Origin of the sequence: Bradyrhizobium sp. (genome assembly GCF_004799405.1) — a bacterium.
GTDB lineage: Bacteria > Pseudomonadota > Alphaproteobacteria > Rhizobiales > Xanthobacteraceae > Bradyrhizobium.
The window spans coordinates 66,954-89,644 of the sequence record NZ_SSMW01000011.1 but is presented as its reverse complement, the minus strand read 5'-3'; the positions used below and the strand labels follow the sequence as shown (position 1 = coordinate 89,644).

Below are 22,691 nucleotides of genomic sequence, written 5' to 3'. Positions count from 1 at the left end.
TTGAATGTTTTACTGGCTGATCGAGCTTTCCAGCACCGTTCCCGGTTTCGGCGTACTGCATCCGTTTCTGAATGTGTTTCGCTACATCACCTTTCGCACCGGCGGCGCGATGGTGACCGGGGCGTTGTTCGTCTTCCTGTTCGGCCCCTGGATCATCGACCACCTCCGGCTTCGCCAGGGCAAGGGACAGCCGATCCGCACCGACGGCCCGCAATCGCATCTCGTTAAGATCGGCACGCCCACGATGGGCGGGCTGATGATTCTTTCGGGCCTCGTGGTCTCGACGCTGCTGTGGGCCAATCCGCTCAACCCCTATGTCTGGATCGTGCTGGCGGTGACACTCGGCTTCGGCTTCGTCGGCTTCTACGACGATTACCTGAAAGTGACCAAGCAGAGCCACAGCGGCTTCGCCGGCCGCATCCGGCTCGCGATCGAAACGCTGATCGCACTCGCTGCATGCTACGCGCTGGCCCGGCTCGGGCGCGAGCCGTTCTCGACCTCGCTGGTGATTCCGTTCTTCAAGGAGGTGGTGCTGAATTTCGGCTGGTACTTCCTGATCTTCGGCGCCTTCATCATTGTCGGCGCCGGCAACTCGGTCAACCTGACCGACGGCCTCGATGGACTCGCCATCGTCCCGGTCATGATCGCGTCGGCGAGCTTCGGCATGATCGCCTATCTGGTCGGCAACGCGGTATTCTCCGACTATCTGCAGATCAACTACGTCGCCGGCACCGGCGAACTCGCGGTACTGTGCGGCGCGGTACTGGGCGCGGGGCTCGGATTCCTGTGGTTCAACGCGCCGCCGGCGTCGATCTTCATGGGCGACACCGGTTCGCTCGCGCTCGGCGGCATGCTCGGCTCGATCGCGGTTGCGGTGAAGCACGAGATCGTGCTCGGCGTGATCGGCGGGCTGTTCGTGCTGGAAGCAGTCTCGGTGATCGTGCAGGTGGTGTCGTTCAAGCTGACCGGCAAGCGCGTGTTCCGGATGGCGCCGCTGCATCATCATTTCGAGCAGAAGGGCTGGACCGAGCCGCAGATCGTGATCCGGTTCTGGATCATCTCGGTGATGCTGGCGCTGGCCGGCCTCTCCACGCTGAAACTGCGGTGATCGCTTGATCCCCGTCACCTCATTTGCGGGCAAGACGGTTGCGGTGTTCGGCCTGGGCGGATCCGGGCTGGCGAGCTGTCACGCCCTGAAGGCGGGCGGGGCGCAGGTGATCGCCAGTGACGATGGCGCCGAAAAGCTCGCTGAAGCGGCGCGGGCGGGATTCGTCACGGCGGATTTGCGAAAAGTGTCGTGGGCGAATTTCGCGGCGCTGGTGCTGACGCCCGGCGCGCCGCTGACCCATCCGGCGCCGCATTGGATCGTGCTGGCGGCACAGCAGGCCGGCATCGAGATAATCGGCGACATTGAATTGTTCTGCCGGGAGCGGCGGCGTCATGCGCCGGATGCGCCGTTCGTCGCCATCACCGGCACCAACGGCAAATCGACCACCACCGCCCTGATCGCGCACCTGATGCGGGTGGCCGGCTACGACACCCAGATGGGCGGCAATATCGGAACGGCAATCTTGTCGCTGCAGCCGCCGCGCAAAGGACGGGTTCACGTCATCGAGATGTCGTCATATCAGATCGACCTCGCGCCGTCGCTCGATCCCAGCGTCGGCATCCTGCTCAATGTCAGCGAAGACCACATCGATCGCCATGGCACGCTCGAACATTATGCCGCCGTCAAGGCGCGCCTTGTCGCCGGCGTGCAGCCGCAGGGCACCGCGATCGTCGGCGTCGATGACGGCTGGAGCCGCGACACCGCCGACCGGATCGAGCGGGCCGGCCGGCGCGTGGTCCGGATATCGGTGAAGAACCCGCTGCCGGACGGCATCTATGTCGAGCGCGAGATCATCTTTCGCGCCTCCGGCGGCGCCCGCGACGAGATCGCCATGATCGGCGGCATCGGCTCGCTGCGCGGCGCGCACAACGCGCAGAATGCGGCCTGCGCCGCGGCTTGCGCGCTGGCGCTCGGCGTCGGCAAGGACACCCTGCAAAACGGCTTGCGCAGCTTTCCCGGCCTGGCGCATCGCATGGAGCAGGTCGGCCGCCGCGGCAAGGTGCTGTTCATCAATGACTCCAAGGGCACCAATGCCGATGCCGCGGCGCATGCGCTGTCGTCGTTCACCGATATTTTCTGGATCGCGGGGGGCAAGCCCAAGGCCGGCGGCATCACAGGCCTTGCCGATTATTTCCCGCGCATCCGCAAGGCCTATCTGATCGGCGAAGCCGCGACGGAGTTTGCCTCGACGCTCGGCGATCGCGTGCCGCACGAGATCAGCGAAACGCTTGAGGTCGCGGTGGCGAATGCCGCTCGTGACGCTGAAGCTTCGGGGCTAGGCGAGCCCGTGGTGCTGTTGTCGCCGGCCTGCGCGTCGTTCGACCAGTATCGCAATTTCGAAATCCGCGGCGCCCGTTTCCGCGAACTCGTCACCGCGCTGCCGGGCGTCAAGCCGGTGGTGTGAGGCGCTCTCGCTCGACCTTCAAGGCCGCCGCGCGCGGGCTCGGCATTGGCAGGCATCACGGCCCGTCCAAAGTTACGCGTTTCGTTAACCTTCCCTAAACCATCATGGGCGACCAATGGGCGAACCTTCGCGCAGGAATGCCCATGCTGTCCCGTGAACAACGCACCCCCTTCAGCGAATGGTGGTGGACCGTGGATCGCCTGCAGTTGGCGGCGATCGTCGCATTGATGCTGGCCGGCATTATCCTGTCGCTCGCAGCCAGCCCGCCGGTGGCGACCAGGATCGGGCTCGATCCGTTTCACTTCTTCAATCGTCATGTTTTGTTCCTGCTGCCGTCCTTCATCGTGCTGATCGGGGTGTCGTTCCTGTCGCCGCGCCAGATTCGCCGTACCGCGCTGATCGTGTTCGCGGTCTCGATCGTGCTGATCGTGGCGACGCTGCTGATCGGTCCCGAGGTCAAGGGGTCGCGGCGCTGGATCACCCTGATCGGCATCAACATCCAGGCCTCTGAATCCGCCAAGCCGGCCTTCGTGGTGCTGGCCGCGTGGCTGTTTGCGGAATCCGCCCGGCGGCCGGAAATGCCGGCAACCACGATGGCGCTGGTGCTGCTGATGACGCTGGTGTCGTTGCTGGTGATGGAGCCGGATTTCGGCCAGACCATGCTGATCCTGATGGTGTGGGGCGCCCTGTTCTTTATCGCGGGCATGCGAATGATCTGGGTGTTGGGGCTTGCGGGCGCCGCGAGCGCCGGGTTGTTCGGGGCCTATCTTCTGGTCCCGCACGTCGCCGGCCGCATCAAGCGCTTCATGAACCCCGCCTCGGGAGACACCTTTCAGGTCGATACCGCCATGGAGGCATTTTCCAACGGCGGCTGGTTCGGGCTCGGGCCGGGTGAAGGCATCGCCAAGCGCAGCCTGCCGGACAGCCACACCGACTTTGTGTTCGCGGTGGCGGCGGAGGAATTCGGGATCATCCTTTGCCTCGCGCTGCTGGCATTGTTCGGCTTTATCGTGATCCGCGCCCTGTCGCGCGCCTACGCCACCGAGGATATGTTCTCGCGGTTTGCCGCCTCGGGCCTTGCGATTTTGTTCGGTGTGCAGGCCGCGATCAACATGTCGGTCAACCTGCAACTGATACCGGCCAAGGGCATGACGCTGCCGTTCATCTCCTATGGCGGTTCGTCGATCATCTCGCTGGCGTACGGCGTCGGCATGATGCTGGCGCTGACACGGCACCGGCCGCGCACCGAGATGGAATCGATTGGCGACGCCAACGCGGTGCGCAGCTACGCTTGATTTTGCGATCGTTTTTCGTCATTGCGGGCACAGCGAAGCAATCCAGCGTTGCTTGCTGCTCCAAGGATTGCTTCGCTCGCAATGACGGTAATTGGTCTGAAGATTGCCCCAATGGACACTGCGCCCCTGATCCTGCTGGCCGCAGGCGGCACCGGCGGTCACTTGTTTCCCGCCGAGGCGCTTGGCGTTGAACTGATCAGGCGCGGCCTGCGCGTGCGTCTGGTCACCGACTCACGCGCGCTGCGCTACAGCGGATTGTTCTCCAAGGACACGATCGATGTGGTGCCGAGCGAGACCGTGCGCAGCCGCACGCCGTGGGCGCTGGCCTATACCGGTTTGATGCTCGCCGCGGGCACCGGCGTTGCACTCAACCTGATGCGCCGGTTGAAGCCGGCGGCCGTGGTCGGTTTCGGCGGTTATCCGACCGTGCCGCCGCTATTGGCCGCGCGGCTCTATGGGATCCCCGGCATCATTCACGACGCCAATGCGGTGCTTGGCCGCGCCAACCGTTTCCTTTCGCGCCGCGTCAGCGCGATCGCGACCTCGCTGCCGGGCGTGCTCGATCGCGATCCGCAGCTTTCGGCCAGGACGACCACCGTCGGCACGCCGCTGCGTCCGGCGGTCCTCGCCGCCGCCGCGGTGAAATTCACCCCGCCCGAACCGACCGGGCCGCTGCGTTTGCTGGTCGTCGGCGGCAGCCAGGGCGCCCGCGTGATGGCCGACATCGTGCCTGGTGCAATCGAGCGGCTGGAGCCGGCGCTGTGGAGCAGATTGGTTCTCACCCAGCAGGTGCGCGAAGAAGACATGGCGCGGGTGCGTGCGGTCTATGACCGGCTTAAAATCAAAGTCGAACTGGCGCCGTTCTTCAGCGATCTGCCGGCGCGGCTGGCGTCGAACCATCTGGTGGTTTCGCGTTCCGGCGCCGGTACGGTGGCCGAACTCGGCGCCATCGGCCGCCCTTCGATCCTGGTGCCGCTGCCGGGGTCGATCGACCAGGATCAATTCGCCAATGCCGGCGTGCTGGCGCAGGCCGGCGGCGGCTTGCGGATTCCGCAAGCCGAGTTCACGCCGGACCGGCTGGCGGCGGAAATCTCGGCCCTTGCCGCCGAGCCCGCGCGGCTGATCGCGATGGCCGCCGCCGCCCGCACCGTCGGCAGGCTGGACGCCGCCGAACGGCTGGCCGATCTGGTGATGAAAACCGCCGGAATTCAAGCCGGAAACGACGAATTTTCAGTATTATGACGTCATGGCCGGACTTGTTCCGGCCATCCACGTCTTCCATGAATCAGCTAAAGAAAGACGTGGATGGCCGGGACAAGCCCGGGCAGGACGAGAACACAGAGAACGAACCCATGAGACTGCCGCGCGAGATCGGGCCTATCCATTTCGTCGGGATCGGCGGCATCGGGATGAGCGGCATCGCCGAAGTGCTGTGCAATCTCGGCTACACCGTGCAGGGCTCCGACGCTTCCGAGAGCGCCAATGTCGGCCGCCTGCGCGACAAGGGCATCGCTATCACCGTCGGCCACAAGGCCGAGAACGTCGCCGGCGCCGATGTGCTTGTGGTGTCGACCGCGATCAAGCGCGACAATCCCGAATTGATGGCGGCGCGCGCACAACGCATTCCCGTGGTGCGCCGCGCCGAAATGCTGGCCGAACTGATGCGGCTGAAAAGCTGCATCGCGATCGCCGGCACCCACGGCAAGACCACCACCACCTCGATGGTGGCGGCGTTGCTCGATGCCGGCGATCTCGATCCGACCGTGATCAATGGCGGCATCATCAACGCCTACGGCACCAATGCCCGGCTGGGCGCCGGCGAGTGGATGGTGGTGGAAGCCGACGAGAGCGACGGCACTTTCCTGAAGTTGCCGGCCGATATTGCCATCGTCACCAATGTCGATCCCGAACATCTCGACCACTTCAAGACCTTCGAGGCGGTGCAGGACGCGTTTCGCAATTTTGTCGAGAACGTGCCGTTTTACGGTTTCGCGGTGATGTGCATCGATCATCCGGTGGTGCAGACCATCGTCGGCAAGATCGAGGATCGCCGCATCGTCACCTACGGCGAAAATCCGCAAGCCGACGCGCGGCTGCTCGATCTCAATCCGATGGGCGGCGGCTCCAGTTTCAAGGTCGCATTCCGCGACCGCAAGACCGACACCGCGCACGAGATTGCGGACCTGGTGCTGCCGATGCCGGGACGGCACAACGCGCTCAATGCCACCGCCGCGATCGCGGTGGCGCATGAACTCGGCCTGCCCGATGCAACGATCCGCAAGGCGATTGCCGGTTTTGGCGGCGTGCGGCGGCGCTTCACCAAAACCGGCGAATGGAACGGCGTCACCGTGATCGACGACTATGGTCACCATCCGGTGGAAATCGCGGCGGTGCTGAAGGCGGCGCGCGAATCCACCAATGGCAAGATCGTTGCCGTGGTGCAGCCGCATCGCTTCACGAGATTGCAATCGCTGTTCGAGGAGTTCTGCACCTGCTTTAACGATGCCGACGCGGTTGTCGTCGCCGAAGTCTATCCCGCCGGCGAGGCGCCGATCGCCGGCATCGATCGCGACCACTTCGTGCTCGGCTTGCGCGCGCACGGCCATCGCGAAGTGATCCCGTTGTCGAATGCCGCGGCCCTTGCGGGCGTGGTTCATGGCCTGACGAGCAGCGGCGATTTGGTGGTTTGTCTTGGCGCCGGCAACATCACGCAATGGGCCTACGCGCTGCCGGGCGAATTGAAGGCGCTGGGGTGAAGGGTTTGATGCAACGTGGAAGTTCGTCATGGCCGGGCTCGTCCCGGCCATGACGAAATAGAATGGTTTGGCGCGCTCGCATGACCTTTGCCGACATCACGCCCGATCTTAAAGCCGCGATGCCGCAATTGCGCGGGCGGTTGCTGGCGAACCCGTCGCTGGCGGAGTTGACGTGGTTTCGGGTCGGCGGCCCGGCGCAGGTGCTGTTCACGCCATCGGATGAAGATGACCTGGCTTATTTCCTCGTGCATCTGCCGCCGGAGCTTCCGGTCCATGTCGTCGGCGTCGGCTCCAACCTGATCGTGCGTGATGGCGGCATTCCGGGCGTGGTCATCAGGCTAAGTCCGCGCGGTTTCGGCGAGACCGGTGCTGATGGCAATATCGTCAGGGCGGGCGCTGCGGCGCTCGACAAACGGGTGGCGGAGACGGCGGCGGCGGCCAATATCGGCGGCCTGGAATTTTTCTTCGGCATTCCCGGCACCATCGGCGGCGCCCTGCGCATGAACGCCGGCGCCAACGGCGCCGAAACCAGGGATGTCCTGATCGAGGCCACAGCTATCGGCCGCGATGGCAGCAAGCACAGCTTCGCCAACGCCGACATGAAATTCGTCTATCGCAACAGTGGCGTCGATGCTTCCATGATTTTTACCTCGGCGCGCTTTCGCGGGCTGATCGCAGCACCCGATGCGATCCGCGCGCGGATGCTGGAGGTGCAAACTCATCGCGAGACCGCGCAGCCGATCCGCGAAAAGACCGGCGGCTCGACCTTCCAGAATCCGCCCGGGCACAGCGCCTGGAAGCTGATCGATGCCGCCGGCTGCCGCGGTTTGCGCGTCGGCGGCGCGCAGGTATCCGAGATGCACTGCAATTTCCTGATCAACACCGGCAGCGCGACCGGGCATGATATCGAAACCCTCGGCGAAACCGTGCGCGCGCGGGTGAAGGAAAATTCCGGAATTGAGCTACACTGGGAAATCAAGCGGATCGGGATCGAGCCAGGCTGATGCGGATTACCATTCTTTTCGGGGGCACCAACAAGGAGCGCCTGGTGTCGGTGGCAAGCGCGCAGGCGCTGCATCTGGCTTTGCCCGAGGCCGACCTGTGGTTCTGGGACGTCGATGACACCGTGCGGCAGGTTCCGTCCCGGAATCTTCTCGACCATTCACGGCCGTTCGAGGCTGCGTTCAAGCCTCCCGGCCGCGGCGTCGGGATCGAGCAGGCGCTCGATAGCGCCAGGGCCGAGGACCGCCTGCTGGTGCTTGGCCTGCACGGCGGCAGGGCGGAAAACGGCGAACTTCAGGCAATGTGCGAAATCCGCGGCATTGCCTTCACCGGTTCGGGTTCGGCCTCATCGCATCTCGCCTTCGACAAGGTGGCGGCGAAGCGCTTTGCGGCCATCGCGGGCGTCGAGGCGCCGGGCGGCATTGCGCTGGAAGACGTCGAGGCCGCGTTCGCCGAATACGGCAAGCTGATCGCCAAGCCGGCGCGCGACGGATCGAGTTACGGCCTGATCTTTGTCAATGCGAAACAGGACCTCGCCGCCGTGCGCAACGCGGCCCGGACCGAGGACTATCTGATCGAGCCGTTCATCTCGGGCGTGGAAGCGACCTGCGGTGTCCTGGAGCAGCCGGACGGCTCGGTTTTTTCACTGCCGCCGATCGAGATCGTTCCGGCGGAGGGCGGGTTCGACTACACCGCCAAATACCTGCTCAAGTCGACGCAGGAGATTTGCCCTGGGCGCTTTTCACCCGAAATCAGCGCCCGGATCATGGATCAGGCGCTCAGGGCGCACCACGCCTTGTCCTGCAGCGGCTATTCCCGGACCGATTTCATCGTCTCGGAAAAAGGACCGATCTATCTGGAAACCAATACCTTGCCGGGTCTGACCAGGGCCTCGCTCTATCCGAAGGCTCTCAAGGCGCAGGGGATCGAATTCCCCGACTTCCTGCGGGGCCAGATCGAGATCGCGGCAAGACGCGCGCGGAAATAGCCGGCCGGGAGCCCGCCCGCTCGGGGGACGTGAACCGCCAAATCGCTAAAATCCCAGCGATTACAGGGTAAACCACTCAGAAAGCGGACCAAATCGCGTCCATCCTTCGCCTATTTTACCCTTTGTTTACCAGGAAGTCCGAAGGTTAACGCTGGAGGCGCATGTGGCGCCTGGCTGCCGGGGGCGTGAGCTGTTGCGGATTTCCGCTTCGACGACCGCATCGAGGACCAGGGCGTCATGTGTGCCGGAACTCGCAAGTTTTGCGGGCGTAACATTTGACGAGCTCGTGCAATGGATGGTGCAGGACGCCTCGCTCGATCGCTGAGATCGCCGGGGCCCCAAGCTGACCTGAAGGCGGCCGCTATTGGCGCGGCCGCATTGTTGCGCGAGCGGCTGGGCTTTGATCGCGCGCCCGCCCGGCATCGCCTGGAGCGCGACCAATCTCCACACCGGCTGATCGAGCTGCTTGAGCGTTATCTGCCGAACCGCTTCGGTGTCGCCGCCACCGTGCTGATGCTGCTTGCGAGCGCCGCCTTCGGGGTCGTGAAGGGCGGTCACCTCGATGCATTGATCTCGACCTTGAGCGACACCCGAAACGCTATGGCCAATTCCGCCGGATTTCGCATCACGACCACCGCCATCAATGGCCGCAAGCAACTGACCCAGGATGAAGTGCTGGCGATCGGCGGCGTCAACGGCCGCTCGTCGTTGTTGTTCCTGGATGCCGCTGCGGTACGCGACAAGCTGAAGGCCAATCCCTGGATCGCCGAGGCGACGGTGCTGAAACTCTATCCCGGCCAGCTCCAGATCGATATTTCGGAACGTTCGGCGTTCGCGCTGTGGCAGCAGGATGGCCGCCTGTCGGTGATCGCCGATGACGGTGCGGTGCTTGAGCCTTACGTGTCACGCCGTTTCATGTCGCTGCCGCTGGTGGTCGGCAAGGGTGCCGAGACCCGCGCCAGGGACTTCCTCGCGCTGCTCGCGCGCTATCCGCAGGTGCGCGCCCTGACCAAGGCCGCGGTCTTCGTCGGCGAGCGCCGCTGGAACCTGCGGCTCAAGGATGGCCTCGATATCCGGCTGCCGGAAAACGACGTCGGCAACGCGCTGGCGACATTGAGCAGGCTGGACAAGGAAGACTGGTTGTTCTCCCGCGACATCGTCGCCGTCGATATGCGTCTGCCGGACCGGCTCACGGTGCAATTGTCGGATGACGCGGCCAAGGCCCGCGAAGACCAGTTCAAGGACAAGAAACCGAAGAAAGCCGGCAGCGCATGACCGGCCTCGATCGCCATCAGACGCCGAAGACGCGCCCGATGCCGCAAAAGCGCACGGCGCTGGTGGCGTCGCTCGACATCGGCACCAGCAAGATCGCCTGCATGATCGCGCGGCTGAAGCCATGCCCGCCGAACGAGGCCTTGCGCGGACGCAGCCATGCCGTCGAACTGATCGGCTACAGCCAGATCCAGTCGCGCGGCGTCAAGGCCGGCGCAGTAGTCGATCTTTCCGAATGCGAACAGGCGGTGCGTCACGCGGTGGCGCTGGCCGAACGCATGGCCAAGGTCCGGGTTGAATCGATCCTGCTGTCGGTCTCCGGCGGCAGGTTGCGGGGCCAATTGGTCGAAGCGGCGGCGGATATCAAGGGCGGCGCGGTCACGGCCGCCGACGTCACCCGCGTCACCTCGACCGGCATGCATCACGCCACCGGCGAGGGCCGCACCGTGCTCCATGCATTGCCGGTCGGCTACGCCCTCGACGGCGTCAAGGGTATTCGCGATCCCAAAGGCATGGTGGCGCGGAAGTTTGGCGTCGACATGAACGTCGTCACCGCGGATGCGACGGTCGCCAGGAACCTGATGCTGGTGGTCGAGCGCTGTCATCTCAACGTCGAAGCCATGGCGGCAAGCCCCTATGTGGCGGGCCTGTCGGTGCTGACCGACGATGAAGCCGATCTCGGCGCGGCCATCGTGGAGATGGGTGCGGGCACCACGACGCTCGCGACCTATTCCGGCGGGCGCTTCGTGCATGCCGACGGATTTGCGGTCGGCGGGCACCACATCACCATGGACCTTGCGCGGGGCCTTGGCGCATGCATTGCGGATGCCGAGCGAATCAAGACGTTATATGGCACGGTGCTGACCGGCGGGTCCGACGCGCGTGAGTTGATGTCCGTGCCGACCGCCGGCGACAACCAACGGGATGCCCCGCAGATCGTTTCACGCGCCACGATTGCGAGCATCGTCCGGCACCGTGCCGAGGAGATTTTTGAAATGGTCAGGGACCGGCTCGCGGACTCCCCCTTTGCGGCAGAGCCGCGGGCGCGGGTTGTCTTGAGCGGCGGCGCCTCGCAGCTGACCGGCGTTCCCGAACTTGCAAGCCAGATTCTCGGCCGGCCGGTGCGTATCGGCCGTCCGCTCGGCTTCGGCCGGCTGCCCAATGAGGCGAAGAGCGCGTCGTTCGCGGTCCCCTCGGGCCTGCTGGTCTATCCGCAATACGCTCATCTTGAACACGTCGAACCGCGGCATACGCGGCAGCTCAGGACAGGGACTGACGGTTATTTCGGAAAAGTCGGGCAATGGCTTCGTGAGGGCTTCTGATGAATCTTTTCCGCAACCCTTCGACTTCACCAACTCCCGCGGCCGTCGGCCGGGGCGAACCAACGCGCGCGTAATCGAGAGGCAACCATGACCATCAATCTCAACGTCCCTGACATTCGCGAGTTGAAGCCGCGGATCACCGTATTCGGCGTCGGCGGAGCGGGCGGCAATGCCGTCAACAACATGATCACCGCCGGACTGCAGGGTGTCGATTTCGTCGTCGCCAACACCGACGCGCAGGCGCTCACCATGTCCAAGGCGCAGCGCATCGTGCAGATGGGCACGCAGGTGACGCAAGGCCTCGGCGCCGGTTCGCAGCCCGATGTCGGCGCTGCCGCCGCGCAGGAGGTCATCGACGAAATCCGCGACCATCTCACCGGCGCCAACATGGTGTTCGTCACCGCCGGCATGGGCGGCGGCACCGGCACGGGGGCTGCCCCCGTGATAGCCAAGACCGCGCGCGACATGGGCATTCTCACCGTCGGCGTCGTCACCAAGCCGTTCCATTTCGAAGGCCAGCGCCGCATGCGCACCGCCGAGTCCGGCATCGTCGAACTCCACAAGGTGGTCGACACGCTGCTGATCATTCCGAACCAGAACCTGTTCCGGGTCGCCAATGAAAAGACCACCTTCGCCGACGCCTTTGCGATGGCCGACCAGGTGCTGTATTCGGGCGTCGCCTGCATCACCGATCTGATGGTCAAGGAAGGCCTGATCAATCTCGACTTCGCCGACGTTCGCGCCGTGATGCGCGAAATGGGCAAGGCGATGATGGGCACCGGCGAAGCTTCGGGCGACAAGCGTGCATTGACCGCGGCCGAGGCCGCGATTGCCAATCCGCTGATCGACGATTCCTCGATGAAGGGCGCCCGCGGCCTGTTGATCTCGATCACCGGCGGCAAGGATCTGACGCTGTTCGAGGTCGACGAAGCTGCAACCCGGATTCGCGAGGAAGTCGACCAGGACGCCAACATTATCGTCGGCGCCACCTTCGACGAGACCCTCGATGGCGTGATCCGCGTTTCCGTGGTTGCCACCGGCATCGAACCGGCGCAACTCACGCGCAGTGCGGCGACGCCATCCCTGACCCACGCCGTGGCTTCGACGGCCACGCCCGACAACCGCCTGGCCGACTTGACGGCACGGCTGCGCGCCGACAATCAGCGTATTACCGAGCGCGTCCAGAAGGCCGAAGCGCCGGCGGCGCATGCAGCCCCCGCGGCGCCCCCGCGCGCAGGCAGCATCGAACGTGCGGCGCTGGCGGCAATCGCCGCGGCGGTCGCCCCGGAGGCCTCGGCAGCGGCAGCCCCGTTGCAGCCTGCGTCCTATGGCGACGTCACGGTTCGCCCGATTGCGCAGAAACCGTCATTGTTCCCGGATCATGATGTCGCCCGTGTCGAGGCGAATCAGCCCGTGACGCCGGAGACCTTCATCCCGCAAGCCCCGGAGCGTCCGCCGGTTCGCACGCCCAGAATGCCGAAATTCGAAGACCTGCCGATGCCGGCGCAGGCCGAAATCCGGCAGGCCCGCGGCGAAGTCGAGGACGAGCATCCGCAAAAGACCCGGATGTCGCTGCTGCAGCGCCTCGCCAATGTCGGCCTCGGCCGCCGCGACGAAGAGACCGAGCCGCCGATTTCGGCCCGCGCCTCGGGTCCGGCGATGCCGCCGATGCCGCCGCTCCCCGAGCGGAAGCCGCAACGGTCGGTCGCGCAGCAGATCGCGGCCCACGATCCGGTATCCGAATACGCCCGCCGGCCGGCTCCCCAGGGATTGGATGCCCACGGCCGCCCCGCATCTGTTGCATCAACGCCACAGGGCGACGACCATCTTGATATCCCGGCCTTCCTGCGCCGGAAGGCCAACTGAAACTTGTTACAATTCTGGCGACGGAAAAGGTCCCGGCTGGGTGAGCCGGGACCTTTGTTTTTGCTGCTTCACGGTATCTCCGCGCATTCACCAAGCAGCTGATATTAAATGATTAATTATGTATTTCATGGTGAAATGGCAGCTCGGGGGTTGACCTCATGCATGGCGCAATTTGGTTAACCTTTGGCGTGAATACGGCCGAGATGGGGTAACAATCGGTAAAGAAGCGTGAGTTGGCGCTCTTTGGGGCAGTGATATGTTCCGCCGTGACTTGGGGATACCTAAAAGACGAATCACCGCGGGCAATTCGGTTGGTTTGTTCTCGTCGGTAAGTCAGTAGTGGGCGGGCTTCGAATGAAATTTAGCCGGCAGACAACGCTTCGGTCGCAAGCCGCCGTGACGGGCGTCGGCGTTCATTCCGGTCTACCCGTAACCCTTACCCTTGGACCTGCACCTGTAGATGCAGGTTTTATTTTTGTCCGTACCGGCCTCGATGGCTGCGACCGTGAAGTTCAGGCCACGGCGCAAGCCGTGATCGCCACCGAATTCGCCACCGTGCTGGGCGACCGTGAAGGGCCACTGGTGTCCACCGCCGAGCATGTGCTTGCCGCCTTGCGGGGCATGGGCGTCGACAATGCCACCATCGAAGTCGATGGCCCGGAAGTTCCGATCATGGACGGCAGCGCCGCGGCTTTCGTCGCCGCGATCGATCAGGCCGGTATTTTCACGCAGTCGGCGACGCGCCGCTTCATCCAGGTGCTGAGGCCGGTGCAGGTCGCGATGGGCGATTCGTTCGGTGAGTTGCGGCCCCATGCGGCTGGCTTCCGCGCCCAGGTCGAAATCGACTTCACCAATCCGGTGATCGGCCGTCAGGACTATGTGCTCGATCTCAGCCCCGAACGCTTCCGCCGCGAGATTTGCCGCGCCCGGACCTTTGGCTGCATGAATGATGTCGCGCGGCTCTGGAGCGCCGGTTTTGCGCTGGGAGCGTCGTTCGAGAATTCGGTGGTGTTCGACGAAACCCGCCTGCTCAACACCGAGGGGCTGCGCTACACCGACGAATGCGTGCGCCATAAAGTTCTCGACGTTATCGGCGATCTCGCGCTGGCGGGCCTGCCCCTGCTCGGCGCCTATCGCTCGGTGCGCGGCGGCCACAAGCTCAACCATGCGGTGCTGATCGCCCTGATGGCTGATCGCAGCGCCTGGCGGGTGGTAGAGGCCGAGACGGCGCGCCGGTCGCGCGGTTACGCCGAAGTCGGAAGCGGGATGGTGGGCGGCATGGTCGCCCCGGCTTACGGTCCCGACGTTTCCTGAGCGTTCTTTTCGACGTTTTCGACTGTCTTTTCGACATCTCGCGGGTTCCCGAACCTCGTTCCAGCATCGCCGGTCCCCACTTGGTCACCGATTTACCGCGCTAACCATGATCGGCCGCAATCCATTCCAGCCGCCTTAATCCGGGCGAAATGCCTGCGTATTCGGTTGGTTAACGGATGTTTTTCGGATAAACAGGCCCGCGGCAGGACAACAGGCTACGGGCACGGCAGCATTTACCTTGATGGCCGCTTCCGGGATGTTGCGGCGGACACTCCTTCACAAGCGTCAGGTCTTAACTCATGTCGGCACCGCGTATGACGCTTGAACTGACCAAACCATCGGCCGACGCTGGTGGCAGCCGGGTTGGCCGGCAGTTGCGTCTGGCCGTGGCTCTCGCCGTGCTGGCGATTCCCCTGGGCGGATGCGGCACCGGCGCGTTGTGGGACAAGTTCTTCGCCAAGGACGATACCTTCGTCGAGGAGCCCGCGGACAAGCTCTACAATGAGGGCTTGTACCTGATGAATCAAAAACAGGATCCGAAGGCGGCCTCCAAGAAGTTCGAGGAAGTCGACCGCCAGCATCCTTATTCCGACTGGGCGCGCAAGTCGCTGCTGATGTCGGCCTACGCCTTTTACAACGCCGGCGACTATGATAGCTGCATCGGCGCCGCGACCCGTTACGTTACCCTGCACCCCGGCAGCCCCGACGCCGCCTACGCCCAATATCTCATCGCGGCCTCGCATTACGATCAAATACCGGACACCTCCCGCGATCAGGGCCGCACCGAGAAGGCGATCGCCGCGCTGGAAGAAGTGGTCCGCAAATATCCGACGTCGGAATATGCCAACAGCGCCAAGGCCAAGCTCGAAGGCGCGCGCGACCAGCTCGCGGGCCGCGAGATGAATATCGGCCGCTATTACATGCAAAAGCGCGACTACACCGCCGCGATCAACCGTTTCAAGACCGTGGTGACCCAGTATCAGACCACCCGGCATGTCGAGGAAGCGCTGGCCCGGCTGACCGAGGCCTATATGGCGATCGGTATCGTCAGCGAGGCGCAGACCGCCGCTGCCGTGCTCGGGCATAATTTTCCTGACAGCCGCTGGTACAAGGACGCCTATAATCTTGTAAAGTCCGGCGGTCTCGAGCCGAGCGAGAACACCGGTTCCTATATCTCCAGGGCCTTCAAGAAAATCGGTCTCGGTTAGGAATCGTCTCGCATGCTGGCGCGTCTTTCGATCCGTGACATCGTCCTGATCGAACGGCTCGATATCGAGTTTTCCTGTGGCCTTGCGGTGTTGACCGGCGAAACCGGCGCCGGCAAATCCATCCTTCTCGATGCGTTCGCTTTGGCGCTCGGCGGCCGCGGCGATGCCGGCTTGGTCCGGCACGGCGTCGAGCAGGGGCAGGTGACCGCTGTTTTCGACGTGCCGAAGGGCCATCCGGCCTCGGCGATCCTCAGCGACAACGGGCTCGACGACACCGGTGAGATGATCCTGCGCCGGGTGCAGCTTGCCGATGGCCGCACCCGCGCCTTCATCAACGATCAGGCGATCAGCGTGCAGACCCTGAAGGCGGTCGGCTCGGCGCTGGTCGAGATTCACGGCCAGCATGACGAGCGCGCGCTGGTCGATGCCTCGACCCACCGCCGGCTGCTCGACGCGTTCGCCGGTCTTGAGAAGGACGTCGCAGGCCTGGAGCAGCTTTGGGACGCAAGGCGCGCCGCGCATGGCGTGCTCGACGAACACCGCGCCGGCATGGAACGCGCCGCGCGGGAGGCGGACTATCTGCGCCACGCCGCCGATGAGTTGAGGAAGCTCGCGCCGAAGGACGGCGAGGAAACCGCGCTCGCCGAACGCCGCACCGCGATGATGCAGGGCGAGAAAATCGCGGCCGATCTGCGCGAGGCTCAGGACGCCGTCGGCGGCAATCATTCGCCGGTTCCGGCGCTGTCGGCGGCGGTACGCCGGCTGGAACGCCGGGCCGCAAATGCGCCGGCGCTGGTCGAGCCTGCGGTAAAGGCGATCGATGCCGCTATCAACGCGCTGGAGGAAGCCGAACAGCACCTCGCCGCAGCGCTAGTCGCGGCGGACTTCGATCCCGGCGAGCTTGAACGCATCGAGGAGCGGCTGTTCGCGCTGCGCGCTGCGGCGCGGAAATACTCGACGCCTGTTGATGGCCTTGCAGCGCTGGCTTCGAAATATGCCGCCGATGTCGCGCTGATCGATGCCGGCGCGGACCAGTTGAAGAAGCTGGAGGCGGCGGCGAGGGAAGCGGACATGCGCTATGGCGCCGCTGCAACCAGGCTCTCCGCGGCGCGGTCAAAGTCGGCACAAAAGCTCGACAAGGCGGTCAATGCCGAACTGGCGCCGCTGAAGCTGGAGCGCGCAACCTTTACGACGCAACTTGAATCCGACGCGCAATCGCCGGGCCCGCAGGGTTTCGATCGCATCGAGTTCTGGGTCCAGACCAATCCCGGCACCCGGCCCGGCCCCCTGATGAAGGTCGCTTCCGGCGGCGAACTGTCGCGGTTCCTGCTGGCGTTGAAGGTCGTGCTGTCGGATCGCGGTTCGGCGCCCACCCTGGTATTCGACGAAATCGATACCGGGGTCGGCGGCGCGGTGGCCGATGCGATCGGCGCCCGGCTGGCGCGGCTCGCGGGCAAGGTGCAGGTGATGGCGGTGACGCATGCGCCCCAGGTCGCCGCGCGCGCCAACCAGCATCTCCTAATTTCAAAGGACGCGCTCGACAAGGGCAAGCGCGTCGTCACCCGGGTCAACGCGCTTGCCGCCGACCACCGCCGCGAGGAAATCGCCCGCATGCTGGCGGGCGCCGAGATCACGGCCGAAGCAAGGGCTGCGGCGGAGCGGCTGTTGCGCGCGGCCACGGCGTAACCATGGTTGTCAAAGCGAAGAAGCCGCTCGCCGAGGTCGCCAAGCTGACCAAGGCGCAGGCCAAAGTGGAGCACAAGCGCCTGGCGCTCGAAATCGAGGGCCACGACAAGCGCTATTACCAGAACGACGCGCCAAGCGTTACCGACGCGGAATATGACGCGCTGCGCCGGCGTTTCAATGCGCTCGAAGCGCGGTTTCCGGAATTCGTTTCGTCGGACTCGCCTTCACGGAGAGTCGGCGCGGCGCCGTCGGGGCGTTTCAGGAAAGTCCGTCATGCGGTGCCAATGCTCTCGCTCGACAACGCCTTTGCGGAAGAGGACGTCATCGATTTCGTCGGGCGCATCCGCCGCTTTCTGAAACTCGATGAGGACGACAGGATCGACTTCAGCGCCGAGCCGAAGATCGACGGGCTGTCGATGTCGCTGCGATACGAAGACGGCGAACTCGTGACCGCCGCGACGCGCGGCGACGGCGCCGAAGGCGAGGACGTTACCGCCAATATCCGTACGCTTGAGGACGTGCCGCAGAAACTCAGGGGCCGCAAGGTGCCCGACGTCTGCGAGGTTCGCGGTGAGGTCTACATGACCAAGAAAGCATTTCTGGCGCTAAACGAACGCCAGAAGGCGGCCGGCGACACCGTTTTCGCCAATCCGCGCAACTCGGCGGCGGGCTCGCTGCGCCAGAAGGATCCTTCCATCACCGCATCGCGTCCGCTCGGCTTTTTCGCCTACGCCTGGGGCGAGATGAGCGCGATGCCCGAGGATACCCAGTCCGGCATGATAGGCTGGTTCGAACATTGTGGTTTCAAGACCAACCCGCTAACCAAACTCTGTCATTCGGTCGAGCAGTTGATCGCCTTCCATCGTAAGATCGAGCAACAACGCGCCAGGCTGGATTACGATATCGACGGCGTCGTCTACAAGGTCGACCGTCTCGACTGGCAGGAGCGCCTCGGCTTCGTTTCGCGCACGCCGCGCTGGGCGATAGCGCACAAATTTCCGGCCGAGCGCGCCACCACGGTGCTGCGGGATATCGAGATTCAGGTCGGCCGCACCGGCTCGTTCACGCCGGTCGGCAAGCTCGAGCCGGTCGGCGTCGGCGGCGTCATCGTGCAGAACGTGACGCTGCATAACGAGGACTACATCAGGGGTATCGGGGGCGACGGCGAGCAACTGCGCGAGGGACGCGAAATCATGATCGGCGATACCGTCATTGTGCAGCGCGCCGGCGATGTGATCCCGCAGATCGTGGATGTCGTGCTCGACAAGCGGCCCAGGGACGCGAAACCCTATCACTTTCCGAAGAAGTGCCCGTGCCCGCTGCATACCGACGTGGTGCGCGAGGAAACCGCCACCGGCGAAGAGGGCTCGCGCGCTCGCTGCAGCGGCGAGTTCGCTTGTCCCTACCAGAAGATCGAGCACCTGAAGCTGTTCGCCTCGCGCCGCGCCTTCGATATCGACGGGCTCGGCGAAAAACAGATCGAGTTTTTCTTCGAGAACGGATGGGTAAAGGAGCCGGCCGATATCTTCACGCTGCAGGCCCGCAACCCCAAGCTCAAGCTCGAGGAGATCGAGGGCTACGGCGAGACCTCGGTACGCAACCTGTTTTCCGCCATCGAAGTCCGGCGCAGGATTTCGCTGGAGCGTTTCATCTATGCCTTGGGCATGCGTCATGTCGGCGAAACCACGGCGCTGGCATTGGCGCGGGGCTACGGTTCCTGGAAGGCATTTCACGACGCCGGTCTCAAGGTCGCCAAGGGCGATGAAGAGACCATCGCCGAGATGGATGCGCTCGACCAGATCGGCGACACCGTGATCAAGAGTATCGCCGCCTATTTCGGCGAAAGCCACAATCGCGGCATCGTCGAGCGACTGACCGGCGAGGTCACCATCCTCGACGCCGAGAAGCCCAAGAGTAACTCGGCCGTTGCCGGAAAGACGGTGGTTTTTACCGGCTCGCTGGAAAAGATGACGCGGGACGAAGCCAAGGCGACGGCTGAGCGGCTGGGGGCCAAGGCGGCCGGCTCGGTATCGAAGAAAACGGATTATGTGGTCGCCGGTCCCGGCGCCGGTTCGAAGCTGGCCGACGCCAGGAAGCACGGCGTCGCGGTGCTGACCGAAGACGAGTGGCTGAAGCTGATCGGGGAGTGAGGTGCGCTCACCGCCACTATACTGATGTCATCACCCGCGAAAGCGGGTGATCCAGTATTCCAGAGGCGGTTGTGATTGAATCGAGAAGCTGCGGCGTACTGGATACCCCGCTTTCGCGGGGTATGACGACTATCTTTGGTGCAGCGCCTTCGTCCCTTTGACACGGCTGCGAGTTTTACAGCGACAGCACCTCGGTCGCAGCGTCGAGCCACACTTTCGTCGCTTCGTCGACATGCGGGCGAACCTTGTGGCGCACGCGGGCGTGGTAATCGTTGAGCCAGTCGAGTTCGTCTCCGCTCAGCATGTTGAGGTCGACCAGCCGCCGATCGATCGGCGCCAGCGTCAGTGTCTCGAAGGCGTTGACCGGCTTCTCCGCGCCGGCAATCTCGGTCCCGATCACCAGCTCGAGATTCTCGATCCGGATTCCGAACGCGTCGGTCTTGTAGTAGCCGGGTTCGTTGGACAGGATCATGCCGCGCTTGAGCGGCGTGGTGCCGAGCTTGGAAATCCGCGCCGGGCCTTCATGCACCGAGAGGTAGCTGCCGACGCCGTGGCCGGTGCCGTGATCGAAATCGAGGCCGGCCTGCCACAGGAATTGCCGCGCCAGCGAGTCGAGTTGCGCGCCGGTGGTGCCGTCGGGAAATACCGCGCGCGCAATCGCGATGTGCCCGCGCAGCACGCGGGTAAAGCGGTCGCACATCTCCATGGTCGGCGCGCCGATCGCGATGGTGCGGGTGACGTCGGTGGTGCCGTCTTCGTATTGCGCGCCGGAATCGATCAGCAGGAGATCGCCCGGCGCGATCCGCCGGTTGGTCTTGCGGGTGACGCGGTAATGCACGATGGCGCCGTTCGGCCCGGTGCCGGCGATGGTCGGGAACGACACATCCTTCAGCGCGCCGGTTTCGCGGCGGAAGGTTTCCAGCGCCTCGACGGTGTCGATCTCGGTCAGCGCGCCCGACGGCGCTTCGCGGTCGATCCAGGCGAGAAACCGCGCCAGCGCCACCGCATCGCGCCGATGCGCCGTCCGCGTGCCCTCGATCTCGGTCGCGTTCTTGACGGCTTTGAGCAGGCTGACAGGATCGTTGCCGCGCGCCGCCTTGCCGCCGGCGGCATTGATCAGGCGGCTCAACGCATCGGCGGCGGTCGCGTTGTCGAGCGCAATCGACGCGCCGCGTTGCGCCAATTCGGCGAGTTTCGGCGTCAGCGCGTCCGGTTCCTCGACATCGGCGGATTGCTCGAGATGGTCGCGGGCGCTGTTGGAGAGTTTGCGGTGATCGATGAACACCGTGGGACGGCCGTCCTTCGGCACCAGCGCATAGGACAGCGGCAGCGGCGTGTGCGAAACGTCGGCGCCGCGGATGTTGAAGGTCCAGGCCACCGCGTGCGAATCCGACAGCACCAGCGCATCGGCGCCGAGCCTGGTGATCTCAAGACGGATACGCCGGAGCTTGTCGGACTCCGTCTCGCCGGCAAATTGCTTGCCGTGAACAGCGACCGGGCCAAGCGGCGGCGGCGGGCGCTCGGTCCACACCGAATCAAGGGGATTGCCGTCGACCGCGACCAGTTCCGCACTGGCCTTGGCGCAGGCCGCGGCCAGCCGCTCGGCTGCCGCCGAAGTGTGCAGCCACGGATCAAATCCGAGGCGATCGCCGGCATTAAGGTGCTTGGTCAGCCAGGTTTCCGGCGGCGGATCGATCAGCGGCTCGACGCTCCAGGCTTTGTGATCGACCTGTTTGGCCGCCTGCAGCGTGTAGCGGCCGTCGACGAATACCGCGGCCTGCTGGCTCAGCACGATGGCGAGCCCGGCGGATCCGGTGAAGCCGGTGAGCCACGCCAGCCGCTCTTCGGAGGGTGCCACATATTCGTTTTGTTGCTGATCGGCGCGGGGAATCACGAATCCGGTCAGCTTGCGGCGCGCCAGTTCCTCGCGAAAGGCCGATAGCCGCGCCGTCAGTGCGACGCCGCCTTCGGGCTCCTCGAATGTCTGGAATTGGGCTTCGAACATCGCGCGATCACCTTAGGATTGCGGGGAGAACTCCGCAATGCGATGCGAATCGTGTCTATTTTGGCACAGATTATGCTTGAATATTATCGCGTGCATTAGTCGGGATGGAACTGTTTGCTGTCACAAGCCGCCCATCCAACGATATCTGGGGGAAATCCAGGAGTGTTTCAACTCAACGACGAGGGGATACACGATGCCTGCTTTTACGTTTGAGAAGATATCGCCGCCAATGCGCCGCGGACCGATTCCACCTGTCGTCAAAAAACAACGTGGCGTCATCGTGCAGATCCTCGACCGTTTCGTCGAGGCGCGCGTCAAGCGGGCACTGCGCAAGGAAAACGGCGTGATCGGCCGCCGCGAACAAAAACTGCCCGATTAGCTTTCCCCCGTCGCGACCCCATCACGCGCGACGCATCAAGAGGCTGCTCCAGCCCTCGATTTGCAGGTGCCGCTTGAGGACCAGCCCGCGCGCGCGGTAGGCGGCAATCACGCTTTGTGCCTGATGCGGCAACAGCCCCGAAAGAATGACCTGCGCCGAGGGCGCCAGATGTTTTGCCAGAGGCGTCGCCATCTGCCGCAGCGGATTGGCGAGGATATTCGCCAGCACCAGATCGAACGGACCGTGCCGGGCGAATTGCGGCGCTGAAAATCCGGTCGCCTGGATCGTCTGTACCAGGTTCCCCACGCCGTTGAGCCGCGCATTGTCCCGCGCGATCCGGACCGACAATGGATCGATGTCGCTCGCCAGCACCGGGCGGCGCCGCGCCTTCGCCGCCGCGATCGCCAGCACGCCGGTGCCGGTTCCGAGGTCGAGCACGCGCCGGGGATGGCGCGCCCGCAGCACATGATCGAGCAGCAAAAGGCAGCCGCGGGTGGTGCCGTGGTGGCCGGTGCCGAACGCCAGCGCCGCCTCGATCTCGATGCCGAACTGGTTGGGCGCCACCCTTGAGCGGTCATGCCGGCCGTGCACGATGAACCGCCCGGCGCGGACCGGAACCAGGTCCTCCAGCGCCGCCTTGACCCAATCCTTGGCTTCCACCGTGTCGAAGGTGATGGCCTGCGCGACCTCGTCGCCGGCGGCGATGCCGACGAGGTCGCGGATCGAGGCTTGATCGGGCGGCTCGGCGAAATGCACCGTGATGTCCCAGCGGCCGCCCGCGCCCTCGAACGCGGCAATGGCGGCCTGGCCCTCGAAAAAGCTCTCGGTTAACAGATCGACCACCCGCTTTGCGGTCTGCTCGTTGCCGATGGCGAAGCTGGCGCGGTGGGTGGACGGGGTGAGGGCAGAGGGCATCAAAGGTCCGGGCGGGAGGC

At 64.6% G+C, this 22,691-nt stretch carries 17 protein-coding genes and 1 pseudogene; 16 read left to right on the top strand and 2 right to left on the bottom strand.

Going from position 1 to position 22,691, the window contains the following annotated elements; genetic code table 11:
* The first annotated feature begins 4 nt into the window (after window positions 1-4).
* The 15 genes and pseudogenes from mraY to ligA all read left to right on the top strand — a co-directional run bounded on the left by mraY (window position 5) and on the right by ligA (window position 19,372).
* Window positions 5-1,108 carry a phospho-N-acetylmuramoyl-pentapeptide-transferase gene (gene mraY, locus E7813_RS02950; protein WP_291570685.1) on the top strand — a complete coding sequence of 368 codons (1,104 nt, stop codon included), beginning with the start codon at window positions 5-7 and terminating at the stop codon, window positions 1,106-1,108.
* A gap of 4 nt (window positions 1,109-1,112) precedes the next feature.
* A complete protein-coding gene (gene murD / locus E7813_RS02945; protein WP_291570683.1) occupies window positions 1,113-2,513 on the top strand; it encodes a UDP-N-acetylmuramoyl-L-alanine--D-glutamate ligase in 1,401 nt (466 codons plus the stop codon).
* A 143-nt stretch (window positions 2,514-2,656) separates the two neighbouring features.
* Window positions 2,657-3,808: a putative lipid II flippase FtsW gene (ftsW, locus tag E7813_RS02940; protein ID WP_291570682.1), complete on the top strand. Its 1,152-nt coding sequence runs from the start codon at window positions 2,657-2,659 to the stop codon at window positions 3,806-3,808.
* Between the two features lie 111 nt (window positions 3,809-3,919).
* A complete protein-coding gene (murG, locus tag E7813_RS02935; protein ID WP_291570680.1) occupies window positions 3,920-5,050 on the top strand; it encodes an undecaprenyldiphospho-muramoylpentapeptide beta-N-acetylglucosaminyltransferase in 1,131 nt (376 codons plus the stop codon).
* A 110-nt stretch (window positions 5,051-5,160) separates the two neighbouring features.
* Window positions 5,161-6,564 carry a UDP-N-acetylmuramate--L-alanine ligase gene (gene murC / locus E7813_RS02930; RefSeq protein ID WP_291570677.1) on the top strand — a complete coding sequence of 468 codons (1,404 nt, stop codon included), beginning with the start codon at window positions 5,161-5,163 and terminating at the stop codon, window positions 6,562-6,564.
* Window positions 6,565-6,644: 80 nt separating this feature from the next.
* Entirely contained in the window at window positions 6,645-7,568 is a 924-nt protein-coding gene (gene murB, locus E7813_RS02925) for a UDP-N-acetylmuramate dehydrogenase (RefSeq protein WP_291570702.1), read from the top strand.
* Window positions 7,568-8,554 (top strand): D-alanine--D-alanine ligase, encoded by a 987-nt coding sequence (locus E7813_RS02920; protein WP_291570675.1) that lies wholly within the window; start codon window positions 7,568-7,570, stop codon window positions 8,552-8,554. The genes murB and E7813_RS02920 overlap by 1 nt, the downstream gene beginning before the upstream one ends.
* Before the next feature lie 97 nt (window positions 8,555-8,651).
* Window positions 8,652-8,879: pseudogene (locus E7813_RS02915) on the top strand (D-alanine--D-alanine ligase); the annotation flags it as partial.
* The gene (locus tag E7813_RS02910) at window positions 8,846-9,829 is read left to right on the top strand and encodes an FtsQ-type POTRA domain-containing protein (protein WP_291570673.1); all 984 of its coding nucleotides are present in this window, start codon (window positions 8,846-8,848) and stop codon (window positions 9,827-9,829) included. The pseudogene E7813_RS02915 and the gene E7813_RS02910, both read left to right, overlap by 34 nt.
* Window positions 9,826-11,148 (top strand): cell division protein FtsA, encoded by a 1,323-nt coding sequence (ftsA, locus tag E7813_RS02905; RefSeq protein WP_291570671.1) that lies wholly within the window; start codon window positions 9,826-9,828, stop codon window positions 11,146-11,148. Before E7813_RS02910 ends, ftsA begins: the two co-directional genes overlap by 4 nt.
* Window positions 11,149-11,235: 87 nt before the next feature.
* The gene (gene ftsZ / locus E7813_RS02900) at window positions 11,236-13,014 is read left to right on the top strand and encodes a cell division protein FtsZ (RefSeq protein WP_291570669.1); all 1,779 of its coding nucleotides are present in this window, start codon (window positions 11,236-11,238) and stop codon (window positions 13,012-13,014) included.
* Window positions 13,015-13,368: 354 nt separating this feature from the next.
* Window positions 13,369-14,328, top strand: a complete 960-nt coding sequence (lpxC, locus tag E7813_RS02895; protein WP_291570667.1) for a UDP-3-O-acyl-N-acetylglucosamine deacetylase — start codon at window positions 13,369-13,371, stop codon at window positions 14,326-14,328.
* Window positions 14,329-14,642: 314 nt separating this feature from the next.
* Window positions 14,643-15,536: an outer membrane protein assembly factor BamD gene (locus tag E7813_RS02890; RefSeq protein WP_291570700.1), complete on the top strand. Its 894-nt coding sequence runs from the start codon at window positions 14,643-14,645 to the stop codon at window positions 15,534-15,536.
* Window positions 15,537-15,548: 12 nt separating this feature from the next.
* Window positions 15,549-17,222 (top strand): DNA repair protein RecN, encoded by a 1,674-nt coding sequence (gene recN / locus E7813_RS02885; RefSeq protein ID WP_291570665.1) that lies wholly within the window; start codon window positions 15,549-15,551, stop codon window positions 17,220-17,222.
* A gap of 2 nt (window positions 17,223-17,224) precedes the next feature.
* On the top strand, window positions 17,225-19,372 hold the full coding sequence (gene ligA, locus E7813_RS02880; RefSeq protein WP_291570663.1) for an NAD-dependent DNA ligase LigA: 2,148 nt from the start codon (window positions 17,225-17,227) through the stop codon (window positions 19,370-19,372).
* A 175-nt stretch (window positions 19,373-19,547) separates the two neighbouring features.
* Here ligA and E7813_RS02875 read toward each other — a convergent pair whose 3' ends face one another.
* A complete protein-coding gene (locus E7813_RS02875; RefSeq protein ID WP_291570661.1) occupies window positions 19,548-21,377 on the bottom strand; it encodes an aminopeptidase P family protein in 1,830 nt (609 codons plus the stop codon).
* A 193-nt stretch (window positions 21,378-21,570) separates the two neighbouring features.
* Between E7813_RS02875 and E7813_RS02870 the strand changes: the two genes are divergently transcribed.
* A complete protein-coding gene (locus tag E7813_RS02870) occupies window positions 21,571-21,756 on the top strand; it encodes a hypothetical protein (RefSeq protein ID WP_291570659.1) in 186 nt (61 codons plus the stop codon).
* A 21-nt stretch (window positions 21,757-21,777) separates the two neighbouring features.
* On the opposite strand, the gene E7813_RS02865 is transcribed toward E7813_RS02870, so the two are convergent.
* Window positions 21,778-22,671, bottom strand: coding sequence for a 50S ribosomal protein L11 methyltransferase (locus E7813_RS02865; protein WP_291570657.1), 894 nt, complete (start codon window positions 22,669-22,671; stop codon window positions 21,778-21,780).
* Window positions 22,672-22,691: the final 20 nt, after the last annotated feature.